Here is a 1,965-nt window from a genome sequence, read left to right as displayed (position 1 = left end):
ATTCACGGATTTTGGCCAGTCTACCGTCCCGGACCGTGATGGCGCAGATCCAGTCGTCCTCGAACGTCTTGTTCGTGGCTTTGATCCTCCCCGTAGCGACGCCGACGACCAGCACCCGGTCTCCTTGCGCCACGAACTCCCGAGGTTCCGTAGACGTTTCTATCGACTTGGATGCCGTCTCAAGCAAATCCGCCAGCCCGGCGTGTCCGTGGCCATGCCGGTTGGCAGTCGTGTTCATCAGTCGAACTTGACCAGGTCCTTGAAGATCAGCTGACCCCAGCTATTTCCGCGCGCCTGGACGAGCAGCCCACCTTCCGACAGCCCGCCAAGCTTGATCGGCGAGAAACCGAGATTTTCCGCGAGCGCACCGATCTCCGCTGCGGCAGCGTCATCGTCGCTCGCCAGGAACACGACTCTCCTGCCACCATGCACGGCCGGGTCTTGGTCAAGGACGGCAGCGACCAGATGGTTGAAGCCCTTGACCAGCCTTGCACCAGAGAATGCCTGTGCAACGAACTTGGAAGAAGGCTGTCCCCCCAGTTTTTCGGGGGGCACGCCGTAGGCATTGGTCACATCGACGATGGTCTTTCCCTGCCAGGTGGCGAGCGCCTTGGCGACCTTCGGGTGCGACTCGAAACGGACAGCCAAAAAGATGATGTCCGCCTTGACCGCGTCCGCCAGTGTTTTTGGAATGATCGTGGGCCCGATCGCGGCCGCATCGGCTGCAAAGCTTTCCGGGTCGCGCGTGGTTGCAACGGACACGTCGATGCCTTTGCGAGCAAACGCCTTGGCCAGTGCTCGGCCGATATTGCCAAAGCCGATGATTGCGTAGCTCATAATGCTTCTCCTATTCCTATCTTGTGTTGGAACTAACGTTTGAGAAGCGGGGTCACTACTGGCGGGGCTGAAGGGCCAGCCACGGGACCGCGCCGGGGTCAGACCTGCGCCATGCCTCCATCAACGGCGAGATCCACACCGGTGATGTAAGAACTATCATCGGAGGCGAGGAACGTGACAGCTGCCGCGATTTCCTCTGGTTTGCCCCTGCGACCCATTGGGATCTGTGAAGCAAACTGGGCGACCGCTTGCTCGGCTTGCTCAGGGGTAAGGCCCGTTGTTGTCTCCAACGCGGGGGTCTCGATTGCTCCGGGGCTCATCGTATTCACTCGGATTTTGCGGTCTTTCAGTTCCAGTGTCCAAGCGCGCGAGAAGTTGCGCACTGCCGCCTTACTCGCGGCGTATGTGCTAAACCCCGGCAACCCCAACACGTTCGAAACCGAAGAATTCAGAATAATCGAACCGCCGTCTTTGAAGAGGGGAAGGGCCTTCTGCACCGTGAAGAACAGCCCCTTCACGTTCACGTCGAAGGTCTGATCGAAGTGGGCCTCAGTAGCTACTGCGAGCGGTGCGATTGTCCCCGCGCCAGCGTTCGCGAAGAGAACGTCGATGTGACCATGTTTCTCCTTCACGACGGCATAGAGCCGGTCCAGGTCCTCCAAGCGCGACACGTCACCCACGACCGTCGTAACGTTTCTCTCGATGAAGCCCGCAGCCTCCTTCAACTCTTTCTCCCGTCGCCCGGTGATCACGACGTGCGCACCTTCCTCCACGAAGCGCTTGGCGGTGGCCAACCCGATCCCGCTGCTTCCGCCCGTGATGACTGCGACTTTGCCTTCAAGTTTTTTCATAATGTTGTATCCTTCGTTGTGCTGCCCAGATGCGGGACCGCGCCGGGGTCAGAGTTGCGCCAGGCCGCCGTCGACGGCGACTTCGCTGGCGGTCATGAAGCTGCTGTCCGACGACGCGAGAAAGGCAGCCACCGCCGCGATCTCCGCGGGATCGGCCATGCGCTGGAGCGGAGTCATCGCGCCGTAGGCCCTCTGGCCCTCCTCGCCCAGCGCTTCCTTCGCGAGTTCGGTCGCCGTCGCCCCGGGCGACAACACGTTGACCCGGATGCCGGTGCCC

Annotated in this window: 4 protein-coding genes; all 4 read right to left on the bottom strand. The window is 61.1% G+C overall.

Annotation, left to right across the window (positions count from 1 at the left end; all coding sequences use genetic code 11):
- Positions 1 to 238, bottom strand: a 238-nt coding sequence (locus EN935_RS33470; RefSeq protein WP_164771583.1) for a nuclear transport factor 2 family protein, incomplete at its 3' end; no start/stop codon positions are given.
- A complete protein-coding gene (locus tag EN935_RS33465; RefSeq protein ID WP_127262621.1) occupies positions 238 to 837 on the bottom strand; it encodes an NAD(P)-binding domain-containing protein in 600 nt (199 codons plus the stop codon). The genes EN935_RS33470 and EN935_RS33465, both read right to left, overlap by 1 nt.
- A 98-nt stretch (positions 838 to 935) precedes the next feature.
- Positions 936 to 1,688, bottom strand: coding sequence for a glucose 1-dehydrogenase (locus tag EN935_RS33460; protein ID WP_127262620.1), 753 nt, complete (start codon positions 1,686 to 1,688; stop codon positions 936 to 938).
- 48 nt (positions 1,689 to 1,736) lie between these two features.
- The coding region (locus EN935_RS33455) for an SDR family oxidoreductase (protein WP_127374095.1) at positions 1,737 to 1,965 on the bottom strand (229 nt) is incomplete at its 5' end.

The sequence above is a fragment of the Mesorhizobium sp. M7D.F.Ca.US.004.03.1.1 genome, from assembly GCF_003998635.1.
Classification (GTDB): Bacteria; Pseudomonadota; Alphaproteobacteria; order Rhizobiales; family Rhizobiaceae; genus Mesorhizobium; species Mesorhizobium loti.
The sequence above is the reverse complement of the archived record's forward strand: the minus strand, read 5'-3'. Positions and strand labels throughout refer to the sequence as shown.